Origin of the sequence: Gilliamella sp. App6-5 (assembly GCF_001690525.1) — a bacterium.
In the GTDB taxonomy this organism is placed as follows: domain Bacteria; phylum Pseudomonadota; class Gammaproteobacteria; order Enterobacterales; family Orbaceae; genus Gilliamella; species Gilliamella apicola_H.
In genome coordinates this window covers 1-12,564 of record NZ_LZGT01000069.1, presented here as the reverse complement: position 1 = coordinate 12,564, position 12,564 = coordinate 1, and the positions used below count along the sequence as shown (strand labels likewise).

General features: G+C 34.9%; 13 protein-coding genes. 4 read left to right on the top strand and 9 right to left on the bottom strand.

Features of this window, described 5'->3' with window-relative positions; genetic code table 11:
• Positions 1-16: 16 nt before the first annotated feature.
• On the bottom strand, positions 17-718 hold the full coding sequence (trmB, locus tag A9G24_RS07825) for a tRNA (guanosine(46)-N7)-methyltransferase TrmB (protein ID WP_065638502.1): 702 nt from the start codon (positions 716-718) through the stop codon (positions 17-19).
• A gap of 783 nt (positions 719-1,501) precedes the next feature.
• Positions 1,502-2,038, bottom strand: a complete 537-nt coding sequence (locus tag A9G24_RS07820) for a hypothetical protein (protein ID WP_065638501.1) — start codon at positions 2,036-2,038, stop codon at positions 1,502-1,504.
• Positions 2,039-2,226: 188 nt separating this feature from the next.
• On the opposite strand from A9G24_RS07820, the gene A9G24_RS13165 reads away from it, so the two are divergent.
• Positions 2,227-2,361 carry a hypothetical protein gene (locus A9G24_RS13165; protein WP_255307235.1) on the top strand — a complete coding sequence of 45 codons (135 nt, stop codon included), beginning with the start codon at positions 2,227-2,229 and terminating at the stop codon, positions 2,359-2,361.
• Positions 2,362-2,715: 354 nt separating this feature from the next.
• Here the strand turns inward: A9G24_RS13165 and A9G24_RS07815 are convergent, their stop codons facing one another.
• The 3 genes from A9G24_RS07815 to mazG form a co-directional block, all read right to left on the bottom strand.
• Entirely contained in the window at positions 2,716-3,408 is a 693-nt protein-coding gene (locus tag A9G24_RS07815; protein ID WP_218056256.1) for a glutathione S-transferase, read from the bottom strand.
• 71 nt (positions 3,409-3,479) lie between these two features.
• A complete protein-coding gene (locus A9G24_RS07810) occupies positions 3,480-3,920 on the bottom strand; it encodes a hypothetical protein (RefSeq protein WP_065638500.1) in 441 nt (146 codons plus the stop codon).
• Positions 3,913-4,716: a nucleoside triphosphate pyrophosphohydrolase gene (gene mazG / locus A9G24_RS07805; RefSeq protein ID WP_218056255.1), complete on the bottom strand. Its 804-nt coding sequence runs from the start codon at positions 4,714-4,716 to the stop codon at positions 3,913-3,915. Before mazG ends, A9G24_RS07810 begins: the two co-directional genes overlap by 8 nt.
• Before the next feature lie 223 nt (positions 4,717-4,939).
• Between mazG and A9G24_RS07800 the strand changes: the two genes are divergently transcribed.
• Both A9G24_RS07800 and A9G24_RS07795 read left to right on the top strand, forming a co-directional pair.
• Positions 4,940-6,943 (top strand): OPT family oligopeptide transporter, encoded by a 2,004-nt coding sequence (locus tag A9G24_RS07800; RefSeq protein WP_065638498.1) that lies wholly within the window; start codon positions 4,940-4,942, stop codon positions 6,941-6,943.
• A gap of 145 nt (positions 6,944-7,088) precedes the next feature.
• Positions 7,089-9,011 carry an ABC transporter ATP-binding protein gene (locus tag A9G24_RS07795; RefSeq protein WP_065638497.1) on the top strand — a complete coding sequence of 641 codons (1,923 nt, stop codon included), beginning with the start codon at positions 7,089-7,091 and terminating at the stop codon, positions 9,009-9,011.
• Positions 9,012-9,078: 67 nt separating this feature from the next.
• Here the strand turns inward: A9G24_RS07795 and A9G24_RS07790 are convergent, their stop codons facing one another.
• Entirely contained in the window at positions 9,079-9,651 is a 573-nt protein-coding gene (locus A9G24_RS07790) for a TetR/AcrR family transcriptional regulator (RefSeq protein ID WP_065638496.1), read from the bottom strand.
• A gap of 180 nt (positions 9,652-9,831) precedes the next feature.
• Here A9G24_RS07790 and A9G24_RS07785 point away from each other — a divergent pair, with 180 nt between their 5' ends.
• Positions 9,832-10,383: an HPP family protein gene (locus A9G24_RS07785; protein WP_065587497.1), complete on the top strand. Its 552-nt coding sequence runs from the start codon at positions 9,832-9,834 to the stop codon at positions 10,381-10,383.
• A gap of 218 nt (positions 10,384-10,601) precedes the next feature.
• Here A9G24_RS07785 and nusG read toward each other — a convergent pair whose 3' ends face one another.
• The 3 genes from nusG to tuf all read right to left on the bottom strand — a co-directional run.
• Entirely contained in the window at positions 10,602-11,150 is a 549-nt protein-coding gene (gene nusG / locus A9G24_RS07780) for a transcription termination/antitermination protein NusG (RefSeq protein ID WP_065638495.1), read from the bottom strand.
• A 1-nt stretch (position 11,151) separates the two neighbouring features.
• Positions 11,152-11,553, bottom strand: a complete 402-nt coding sequence (gene secE, locus A9G24_RS07775) for a preprotein translocase subunit SecE (RefSeq protein ID WP_065638494.1) — start codon at positions 11,551-11,553, stop codon at positions 11,152-11,154.
• Between the two features lie 133 nt (positions 11,554-11,686).
• Positions 11,687-12,564, bottom strand: an 878-nt coding sequence (gene tuf / locus A9G24_RS07770) for an elongation factor Tu (protein ID WP_065637476.1), incomplete at its 5' end; no start/stop codon positions are given.

Sequence of the window (12,564 nt, the reverse complement as noted above, 5' to 3'; positions counted from 1 at the left end):
TGGCTCCTTAGCATCATTATTTATTTACAAATTGGAGATCCCAAACGCCATGACCTAAATTTTGACCTCGTTTTTCAAATTTGGTAATTGGTCTATCAGCAGGTCTTGGAATGTAATTGCCACTTGGTGATAAGTTTTCAAAACCTTCTGCTTGGGTTAAAACCTCTAACATATGTTCAGCATAATGTTGCCAATCCGTTGCTAGGTGCAAAATACCACCTAATTTTAATTTTTGCCGAATTAGCTGTACAAATTGGGGTTGAATAATACGGCGTTTGTTATGTCTGGCTTTATGCCAAGGATCAGGAAAAAAGATTTGCACTTTGTCTAGCGAATGATCTGGGATCATATTTTCTAATACTTCAACAGCATCATGGCACATCACGTTTAAGTTTGATAATTGGTTTTCTTCAATCGCCATTAAGCAAGCGCCCACCCCTGGCTTGTGCACTTCGATTCCTAAAAAGTGTTTATTAGGTGCATTTTTGGCCATTTCAATTAAAGAAGCCCCCATACCAAACCCAATTTCAAGGACTAGCGGTTTGTTAGCATCAAAACAAATAGGTGCATTTGCATCATATTCAATACCAAATATAGGCCATAAGTTTATTAAAGCTTGTTCTTGACCTTTTGTTAAACGACCTTGTCGCAAAACAAAACTACGAATGGCTCTTTTTGATTTAATATTTTCATTATCTGAGTTTAATTGTTCGTTCATTACGTTATCTACTTTGGTTACGGAATTTATTAAAACTAATTAATGTTTTTTTGCTAGTTTACTCGATTTTGCGTTCACCGCAAAAGCATCTTACAGTCAAATTTTTTTAATTAATGATTTATAAAAATATATCAAATATTTTTGCTATCAGATTACTGACAAATCTCAACATCATTCGGAAATTATTTTTTGCACAAATGGGCTTTTTAATTTAGATTTTATAAATTAGGCTAACAAACAAGCTGAACCATGATAATAAAGCTCATTATTTGCACTAAGTCGGGTAAGAATGGCGATAACTCAATACGAAATATATCGCTCAGCCAGCAGCAAATAACAAATAAGTGCGGTATAACGATCAATATCAACTACAGTAGCATTAAAGCCAAATCTTCTTTTTATTGGATCTTGGGTTAAAAATCTAAAAAGTTGTCAAAAACTTTCAGATAACTATGCGTTTTAGTATAAAAGCAATAGAGAAATTCTAAATAATGTTCCTGACAGCCTATTATTTATACAAAAGATAAAGGATATTATAGATGCTATTGTCCATTACAATATTTATTGCTGGTACATGTTTGTTGCTTTTACTGTAGCTTCTTTGATTTAATTAATGACAATATTTTATTAATTAACAACTAGTTATTATTAAAAATGATATATAGCAAAACGCCGGGTTACTTACATGGTTAAAATAATCCATCAAAAACTCATAAGCCAGTTTACTCGAAATCGCTGCATGTGGTTTAACAGTGCTATCGTCGCTAATAAAATAACTCAAGTTTAAGCAAGTTCTTCATTGACTACTTCTAACTCATCTCCATTTTTATCAATTAATAAAATATATAGCCAATCAAAACCATCATGCTGTAAGTTTTGCCACGTTATTCTACGATCATCAATCAGTATTACATGACCATTTTCATCAAAGTCAAAATCTTCTTTTTCTTCTTCATAATCAATACCGTATCCAATCGCTAGTTTTATTCTTGACGCAGGAACATCAAGTTTGGTAAGTGGTCTATTCTTTTTCTCTTCTTTAGAGTGACCGTCACAGAACATCCCATTATATCCGTATTCTGTGGCATCAAACAGCAATATTTCCTCTTTGCTTTCAATGGATTTTGCAATAACTTTCATGTTGCAAAATGTTGGTTCTGTTCCAGTAATATAGCCATTGTATAATTCACCATAATAGTAAATCTCGAACCATTGTTCTTTATTTGATGATTGGATATACAAAGATGTTAGCCCATTATAATCAGGGTCATTTTCTTTAATATCTACTGCGTATTTTTGTAAATAAGTAGGTATTTTCATTTCATTTCTCCCAATAGTTGTTTATCTTGATAATTTTTTAATTATATATCAGCATCTATGCCAATTCACTAATTGTAGGAATTACGCGCGTTGTTTACCGTAATTTACAAAATGGCTGTAATGCGTAGACATAACGCCGTATCTCAAACAAGCAATATAGTGCGCTTATATCATAAAGAAAAATCACCATGACCGATTTGGCTAACCACTTTACGGTCAGTTGCCCAACCATTTATCGCACCGAAAGACCTCATAAGACATTAAATAGCACAACTCCCATTGAATATAAAACACGAAAACAGATAGCGTCATTTTATAAATAAGTTGTATGCTCACTATCGGGCATTGGCACAACCATTCGCTTTTTAAGCTAAATTTTTGTAAAAAATATTCAGGATTCTATACCGTTTGGCGAATTAAAAAAATGAATGGGTAAGCGGAAAGTGTGCTACGTACTTTAATAGAGATGAGACATAATCAGCAAAAGTTAGCTATTTAAAAGATAGAAAACTAAAAATTCAAACGATTTTCGACAAAACGCCTTATGAGTTTTTATAAGAGTATTTTCATCATAAAGTGTAAGCTACCTGAAGTTTTCCTCATGAAAATGATAGTATCGCTTCAAATATCCGAAGCTACTATCACACAACTACTTGAAATATCAAAGAACGTGTTAATTACCTATGTAGACGATAAGGTTCATCCATTACAATAAAGTCTTTTTCTTGCATTGCCCCATTTATCCATTCTTTGATGCTATTAGTTTGACAAATAGTGTCAATGTAGTTGGCTAACGTTGCCGATGTCTTAATTCCAAAATTTTTGAGTCTTAAGCACATTGGCGCATAGAAAGCATCAGCAAGAGTAAACTCACCAAATAAGTAGTTAGATTGAGATGAATTAAGACTTAAGAAAGAAGATAACAATTCATCAAGATAAGAAATTTCGTTTTTAACATCAGCATGATCGCGTAAAATAATTTGCCCTATTTCGAAAAACTCCGCTTCAATATTCATCGGTAAATGGTTTCGTATTGCAGGAAACCCTGAATGCATTTTAGCCACTAAACTTCGAGCGATAGCTCTTTTTTTAGTATCTGTCGGCCATAAAGCTAAGTTGGTATGTTTTTCAGCCAAGTATTCACAAATAGCCAAAGAATCAGATATAACCACATCATTATCAACTAAAATGGGGACTGTTCCATATTTCGATATTGCAGATACGGTTGCTTTAAAAGTAGAATTATCGTCAAAGTTATCAAATCGAATAAGCTGTTCATCAAAAGGGATACCAAAATGCTTCATTGCAACCCAAGGTCGCATAGACCATGTTGAGTAGTTTTTATTGCCTATATAAAGTTTGTAATTCACGTCCAATCTCCATTTAATTTAATAACATAATGGATAATTCATATTTATCTGTTTTCGTCGTTTTGTTTTTATTACAAATAAACCACATGCTTGCCTTTTTCTGGCTGGAAAGTCGCTTTACCAAATTCATCTAAGAAATAGGCAATATGATCGGCTTTATCCCCTACTAATCGTCCTTTTACTTTGTTCCATGTCATAAGTACTATCATGGCATCAGGTTCACAGCAAATTAACATGGGTTGTTCAAACTCTTCGTTCCAATAAAATTCACCGCCATATAATTTATGGGCGGTGAGTAATAAATAACATCCGTATTCTTGCGATATCATGTTGAGTTGTTCTTCTGATATGCTGAAGTTCTTTTCAGCCAGTTCACTGATGATCATTTCAACAACCGTAATGCTTTTTTCTGAGTAATCAAGCTGATTAATGCTCCATGTTGGACTATTTAATATCGCATTTTGTGCCCATGCTTCGATTTCTTGATACAGTTCATTTTTTTGTTCAGTCATTTTTATCCACTTCGCTATTGAGTTTAATCTGTTCTAATTGTTTAACACTTTGCCACGCGTCTTCCATTTGTTCAAGCGTTGCATCAGTCAAAGCCAGATTTTTTTGTTTAAGTATCGATTCTAATTGTTGAAATCGTCGGGTAAATTTTTTATTGGCTTGCTGTAAACAGAGTTCTGATTTAACCTTTAAATGCCTAGCTAAATTGACGGTCGCAAACAATAAATCACCAAGTTCTTCCTCAATTTTTTGTGGATCTTGTTTGTTTTGTTCAAGCTCTTGCTCAACTTCATCAATTTCCTCTTTTACCTTATCAAGCACAGGTTTTATATCATGCCAATCAAAACCAACCGAGGCACAACGCTTTTGAATTTTTTCAGCTTGCATTAAGGCAGGTATTGCTTGGGGAATATCATTGAGCAATGAGTATTGTGCTTTTTGATCGCGTTCTTTTTGTTTAAGTTGTTCCCAGTTAGGTTTTTCTACCTTATTTTCGGTGAAAATATGCGGATGACGATAAACTAACTTATCAGCAACCGCTAAACAGACCTCATCAAAATCAAAGCTTCCTTGTTCTTGGGCTAAATCAGCATAAAAGACAATGTGAAACAATAGATCGCCAAGTTCTTTTTTTAGCTCCTCCATATCTTGTTTATCAATTGCATCAAGCACTTCGTACGTTTCTTCTAGTGTATATGATTTTAAAGACGAAAAAGTTTGAATTCGATCCCATTCGCAACCATTAATTGGATCGCGAAGTTGTTTAATAATAGCTTGTAAGCGCTGTAATGCGTTCAAAATATCCCCCACAAATAAGTAATTAATCAGCGTCATTGTAAAGGTTTAATAACAAAACGGTTATTTTTTTAAAGGTTAATGCCAATATATTTTGATGTTATTGCTAATTATTTCACCCAAAATAATGATAAAAGCACTAAACTAAAGCTATTTAAGGAACTTGTAGCCGATAAAAGCGAATTAAGTATATAATACTCCTCTATTAAATTAACTTTATTGATATATGAATAATTTACGTGAACTTACTTTAAGAGGCACCATTCTTGGTGCTTTTATTACTGTCATTTTTACTGCATCGAATGTTTATCTTGGTTTGAAAGTTGGATTAACGTTTTCATCCGCAATTCCTGCGGCAGTGATTTCAATGGCAATATTGAAACTGTTTTCGGGTTCAACTATTTTAGAAAATAACATGGTGCAAACTCAAGCATCAGCAGCGGGTACATTATCTTCAATTATTTTTGTGCTTCCGGGTTTGTTAATGATTGGTTACTGGCAAGACTTTCCCTTTTGGCTAACCTTTGCAATATGTGCCGCAGGCGGAATGCTTGGGGTTTTATTTTCAATTCCATTGCGTCATGTCATGGTCGTTAAAAGTAATTTACCTTACCCTGAAGGTGTAGCCGCTGCTGAAATTTTAAAGGCAGGATCTAAATCCGATAATAAAGAAGCTAACGATGGTTTAAAGGATATTTTATTTGGCGGCATCATTGCCTCTATTGTTAGCCTTTTTACTAATGGTTTTCGCCTATTATCTGAAAGTACTGCTTATTGGTTTACCACTGGCAAATCCATTTTTCAACTGCCTATGGGATTCTCGTTAGCGTTACTCAGTGCTGGTTATTTGATCGGAATTATGTCAGGAATTGCTATTTTAATTGGAACCATTATTGGTTGGGTATTTGGCGTTCCAATTTTAAGTGCAATTACCGATTATGATACCAGTCAGCCTTTATCTAAAGTTGCAATGGGATTTTGGGCAAAAGATATACGCTTTATTGGTGCGGGGGTCATTGCTATTGCAGCGGTTTGGACATTACTGACATTAATCAAACCGATGATTGAAGGTTTAAAAATATCATTTAAAAGTATGCGTTCAGATGTGTCTGGCAATGATATTGCATCAACCGAGCGGGATTTATCACCTAAAGCTATTTTATTAATTATGGGTGGTATGTTAGTTATTTTGTTAGTGACTTTTTATAGCTTTATTGCCGATAGTGGTTTATCAGCAGGCATGGCTTGGACATTAGTTTTTTGCGCTGTATTATTTGCTTTTATTATGGGCTTTTTAGTGGCTGCCGCATGTGGTTATATGGCTGGACTTGTTGGCTCATCAGCAAGCCCAATATCAGGAATAGCAATTGTTGCAGTGGTTGTCATTTCATTAATCTTATTAGGTTTAGGTGAAGCGAATGGTATGCTAGCTTCTATTGAAGGCTCCAACTTTGCCACAGCCCTTGCACTCTTTACTACTAGTGCCGTTTTGGCAATAGCATGTATTTCAAATGATAATTTACAAGACCTAAAAACAGGTCATTTGGTTAATGCTACCCCATGGAAACAACAAGTGGCATTATTACTTGGCTGTGTTGTTGGTGCAATTGTTATTGCGCCTATTTTAGAGATTTTATATAACGCTTACGGCTTTACTGGCGCTTTACCTCGTTCTGATATGGATACAACTCAAGTTTTGGCAGCACCACAAGCAACACTGATGACAACAATTGCTAAAGGTATTTTTGCCCATCAACTTGACTGGACGATGATTTTAATAGGACTTGCTTTAGGTGCTGTCATTATTATTATTGATTTAATTCTTGCCCAAAATAAATCTAACTTTCGCATACCTGCACTTGCTGTTGGTTTAGGCATTTATTTACCACCAAGTATCACAACACCAATTTTTATTGGCACTTTATTATCATGGATAATTAAACGTAATGCTTACAAAAAAGCCAAAGCACAAAATTTAGATCCAGAAGAGCAATTCAAAAAAGCTGATCGTAAAGCGGCATTAATTGCATCAGGCTTGATTGTTGGTGAAAGTTTAGTGGGCGTTTTATTAGCTATTGTGATTGTGATTAGCATCACCAATGGTGGAAATGATGCTCCACTTGCAATACCGCTCGATTTAGGTATGTTACCTCAACTTTTAGGTCTCTTTGTTTTTGTTGGTATATGTACGTTCTTTATTCGTCGTGCTTTATCAGCAATAAAAAAATAGTCCTGTGAATTATTAAATTTAAGCCCTTTTCGTTTTATCAAAGGGCTTTTTTGTTTAAATTGATTGTGTTATAACGTCCCTAATTTTGGATGATTAAAACAATTTTTATTAACTTATTTTATTTTGAATAATAGACAAAAATATCATGATAGTTTTTGATTCAATCCAAGTGCGCCGAGGCGTTAACTTGCTTTTAGATAATGCTTCAGCAACTATTAATCCTCAACAAAAAGTGGGATTAGTGGGTAAAAATGGTTGCGGAAAATCGACGCTCTTTTCACTGATTAAAGGTGAAATTCAAGCTGATGCTGGCACGTTAAATATACCATCGCAATGGCAACTCGCTTGGGTCAATCAAGAAACACCCGCATTAGATATCCCTGCGATTGAATATGCCATTGATGGCGATCGTGAGTATCGACAATTAGAAAAACAATTAAATACCGCTAATGAACAAAATAATGGTCAGCAAATTGCGGTTATTCATGAAAAGCTTGATACCATTGATGCTTGGACAATTCGCGCTCGAGCCGCAACGCTACTACATGGACTAGGATTTTCTAATGAACAATTAATGTTACCGGTTAAGTCCTATTCTGGTGGTTGGCGGATGCGATTAAATTTGGCTCAGGCATTAATGTGTCGTTCTGATTTATTACTGCTTGATGAACCAACCAATCACCTTGATTTAGATGCCGTGATTTGGCTTGAAAAATGGTTAAGTAACTATCCGGGAACTTTGATTTTAATCTCTCACGATCGTGATTTTTTGGATCCGTTAGTCAATAAAATTATTCATATTGAGCAAAAGAGTTTATTTGAATATACGGGCAATTATTCCTCCTTTGAGATCCAACGTTCAACTAAACTTGCTCAACAACAGTCGCTTTATGAAAGCCAACAACTCAAAGTTGCACACTTGCAAAATTATATCGATCGCTTTAGAGCCAAAGCAACAAAAGCTAAACAGGCACAAAGCCGTATAAAAATGTTAGAAAGAATGGAGCTGATTGCACCTGCGCATGTTGATAATCCATTTCATTTTAATTTTAAGCCATCTGAATTCTTACCAAGCCCTTTGTTAATGATGGACAAAGTCGTCGCGGGTTACGATGATAAAATTATACTAGAAAAAATTAAGCTTAATTTAGTTCCCGGTTCGCGCATTGGCTTATTAGGGCGCAATGGTGCGGGAAAATCAACACTGATTAAATTACTCGCCGGAGAAATTGCACCTAAGGAAGGACATATTAATCTCGCTAAAGGTGTTCAATTAGGCTATTTTGCTCAACATCAATTAGAATATCTACGCCCCGATGAGTCACCACTTTGGCATTTAACGCAACTTGCTGAACAAAAAAATACAGAGCAAGAACTGCGTAATTATTTGGGTGGATTTGATTTTCAAGGCGATAAAGTCACCGAGCCAGTTAAAACTTTCTCGGGCGGTGAAAAAGCACGTCTTGTTTTAGCTTTAATTGTCTGGCAAAAACCGAATCTCCTTTTATTAGACGAACCAACTAACCATCTAGATTTAGATATGCGACAAGCGTTGACTGAAGCGCTAATTGATTTTGACGGTGCATTAGTTGTGGTGTCACATGATCGCCATTTACTACGTTCGACCACCGATGAATTCTATTTAGTCCATGATCATAAAGTTGAACCATTTGACGGCGATCTTGATGATTATCAAAAATGGTTAGCCGAAGCACAAAAAAATGATAACCAATCAAATGACGAAATAAATTCACCCAAAAAAGAAAATACAAGTAATATATCAGCTCAAGATCGTAAAGAGCAAAAACGTAAACAAGCCGAATTGCGTACGCAAATGCAACCGATTAAGAAACAGTTACAAAAAGAAGAACTGATGCTTGATAAATTAACCAATCAATTAAAGCAAATTGAAGAACAACTGTCTGATCCTGCAATCTATGAAGTGAGCAAAAAAAATGAACTTACAACTTTGTTACTAAAGCAAAGCCAACTTAAAAATCAATTAGAAGAAACAGAACTACAATGGTTAGAATTACAACAACAGCTGGAATCGTTTAACTTAGATTAAATTGATCATTTCGGTTAAGAGGCTTGAGGTAATGGCTATCCATTGTCTATAAGCCAGCTATTTAAATTCATAGGTTATCCTCGCCAATGTTATCGACGATATCATAGATATACATTTTTGCCTGTTCAAAATCATATCCCTCAATACCAAAAACGGATGTGTAAGATATCATACCTTCAAGTATCAACATAATTAGACAAGATGCTTGTTCACATGACTTTGTGCCTCCTAGACATTCAAAAATCCTATCTTGAATCCATTTTTTATGTTCACTAACAATAGCGCATATTTCTTCACTTTTATTGTTATATTCAGACTTAGCTCGTACAAACATGCAACCACGGTAATTATCATTCTTAAACCATTTTATATGCCATGAAATAATTGCATTGATTTTGTCTTTTTTCTCAGAAAAAACAGCGATAACATCTGTAAGTGATTTTTTAAAAAAATCATTCCGCTTAAGTAACACTTTACTTACAAGCCCATTTTTGTCACCAAAATATTTATATAATGTTCTTTTTGATACACCTGCATTTTCTGCAACAAGCTCTAAACTAACAGGATGATAACCATATTCATTAAACAGCGATTCAGCCGCAACAAGTATCGTATCAACAATTTCAGGCTTCAATTTCATTTTTTATTATTTGTAATTGCTAGAATATTTTTGATTCTATCACAACAACTCTAATATAGTTAATTATAAATAATATTTGACCTTTATAGTTAATAAATATACATTAAGTAAACAATATCGTTTACTTAATGCGATTGCTAGTTTTATTAAAATCCCACATTAACCAAACAGGAGAGATTTATGCTAGAAAAATTAAAAGGAAGAGAGGTGATGCCGCCTAAACCTCACGCAGTAGCTATATTGAGAGGATTTATTGGGGGTGCTTTAGGGATTTTGACTTTGCTCGTAATCACTCAGTGGGGAGGTACATTAGCAATTATGGCTCCATTTGGCGCAACATGCGTCTTGTTATTTGCTGTACCTAAATCTCCATTAGCACAACCAAGAAGTGTAATCGGAGGGCATTTTATTTCGTCTTTTATAGGTGTGTTGTTCATTAATTTATTTAGTAATGGAATTATACCGATAGCATTAGCAGTTGGGACATCTATCGCATTGATGCAGTTACTACGTGTAGTTCACGCTCCAGCTGGTGCAAACCCTATTCTAATCATGATGTCCGGAATTACTGACTATTCATTCTTGATAACACCAGTACTTATAGGTTCGGTTTTATTAGTCATGGTTGCTTTAATAGTTAATAATATAGGAATCGAAGCACGTTGGCCTAACTATTGGTTGGGATATCACTTTGATATGGGTAAAAGAATAAAAAAATCTAAAAAAGAATAGATTGCCTGTATTATATTAATAATAAATTAAATTATGATCCTATAGTGGTTTTATCTACCTTGGCGACTCACTTTAATAAAATATATTAGAAATAGATCTATTATTCTCAAATTCTCGAAAGGCATTATATTTATTTTATAAAAAGAAAGCCACAAGATAGACTCTTGTGGCTTTCTAAAAGATACTGCTAATTCAGTGAAAAAAACTATATCAAAAGATTAGCTCTTTTCAACTTGACTAAAATCTAGCTCTACAGGAGTTGAGCGTCCAAAAATAGAAACCGATACTTTTAAGCGATTTTTTTCGTAGTCAACTTCTTCCACAACACCGTTAAAGTCAGCAAATGGACCTTCATTAACACGAACAAGCTCACCCGGTTCAAATAATGTTTTAGGACGTGGTTTATCACCAACTTGCTGTAGACGATTCATGATTGCATCAACTTCACGTTGGCTAATAGGTGCTGGTCTATCCGAAGTACCACCAATAAAGCCCATTGTTCTTGGTACACTTTTCACTAAATGCCAAGTTGCATCATTCATCATCATTTCAACTAATACATAACCAGGGAAAAATTTTCGTTCACTTTTACGACGTTGACCACTTTTCATTTCAACGACTTCTTCCGTTGGCACTAATACTTCACCAAATGCATCTTCCATATTATGCAATTTGATATATTCACGTAATGATTGTGCAACACGCGCTTCGTAACCAGAATAAGCTTGAATAACATACCATCGTTTTTGTTGTTGTGTTTCACTCATATTAACGCCCTATTGAAGTTAAATAAAAGACTATTGAACGAAATAAAGAATCCATTCCCCAAAGCGACAAGCCAACAATAATAGTAATTGCCGCAATTAATAAAGTTGTTTGACCTGTTTCTTTACGCGTAGGCCATACCACTTTTCTTAACTCTTTTCGGGATTCTTGTAAAAATACAAAGAACGCTTTGCCTTTATTTGTTGTGAACGCAATGAACAAAGTTAATAGGGAAACGACTACAACCGCAATAGTCCGAACGATTGTATTAGGTTGATAAATATCATTAGGTTTAGCAAAATAAAAATTTCCCCAAACAACAAACGCAATCAATACTAGAACTAAAATCCATTTTGTTTTGTCTAGAATAATATTTGTATCTTGACTCTCGTTACTTACTAGCATATAAAACCTATGATTATGTTGTGTATAATAATATCTATTTTCCAAAATGCTCTTTCAAAAAAGCATTTTGCTAAACAGACTAGATAAGAAAGGGCATCAATCGATACCCTCTCTATGGTCGCTAATGCTTGAATTACTTAATAACTTTAGCAACAACACCAGCACCAACAGTACGACCACCTTCACGAATCGCAAAACGTAAACCTTCAGCCATCGCGATTGGGTGAATTAATGATACTGTCATTTTGATGTTATCACCAGGCATGACCATTTCTACACCTTCTGGTAATTCGATAGTACCTGTTACGTCAGTTGTACGGAAGTAGAACTGTGGACGGTAACCTTTAAAGAATGGTGTATGACGACCACCTTCATCTTTACTTAAGATATACACTTCTGATTCAAAATCAGTATGTGGTGTAATTGAACCTGGTTTTGCAAGTACTTGACCACGTTCGATTTCTTCACGTTTTGTACCACGTAGTAATACACCAACGTTTTCACCCGCACGACCTTCGTCAAGTAATTTACGGAACATTTCAACACCAGTACAAGTTGTTTTAGTTGTCGGTTTGATACCCACGATTTCAACTTCTTCACCAACTTTGATAACACCGCGTTCAACACGACCTGTGACCACTGTACCACGACCTGAAATTGAGAATACATCTTCAATTGGTAATAGGAATGGTTTGTCGATATCACGTTCTGGCTCTGGGATATAGCTGTCTAATGCTTCAGCTAATTCAACAATTTTGTCTTCCCATGCTGCTTCGCCTTCTAACGCTTTAAGCGCTGAACCACGAATAACTGGTGTGTCATCACCTGGGAAATCGTATTGAGATAGAAGTTCACGTACTTCCATTTCAACTAATTCTAATAACTCTTCATCATCAACCATATCACATTTGTTTAAGAATACGATGATGTAAGGAACACCTACTTGACGACCTAAAAGAATGTGCTCACGAGTTTGTGGCATAGGACCATCTGTTGCTGCTACGACTAAGA